Origin of the sequence: Tritonibacter sp. SIMBA_163, assembly GCF_046535935.1 — a bacterium.
In the GTDB taxonomy this organism is placed as follows: Bacteria; Pseudomonadota; Alphaproteobacteria; order Rhodobacterales; family Rhodobacteraceae; genus Epibacterium; species Epibacterium scottomollicae.
Genome location: NZ_JAWJBP010000900.1, coordinates 1 through 252 on the forward strand (window position 1 = coordinate 1; position 252 = coordinate 252).

Below are 252 nucleotides of genomic sequence, written 5' to 3' on the forward strand. Positions count from 1 at the left end.
CTGCATCTCCATCCGCCGCCACATCGCCACCATCAAATTCAACAAACTCGGCGCCTTCTAGGCCACCTTCTGTGTTGAAGCTGAGGGTGTCTGTCGCTTCGGCGATACGGGCAACACGCACGAAGCTGCTGCCGCCACCGCCGCCGCCGGCACCACCACCGGCTGCAGTAGCGTCTAGAATATCAAGCAGGTCGCCTTCTTCATCATCGAGTGCGCCGAGGAGCGCTTCTAAATCGTCGTCTTGTGCGCTGG

The 252-nt window shown here is 60.3% G+C and carries 1 protein-coding gene; it reads right to left on the bottom strand.

The window, feature by feature from the left end:
* Nucleotides 1–252 (bottom strand): hypothetical protein (locus R0J92_RS24935; RefSeq protein WP_411053659.1); only part of this gene is annotated, 252 nt, incomplete at both ends.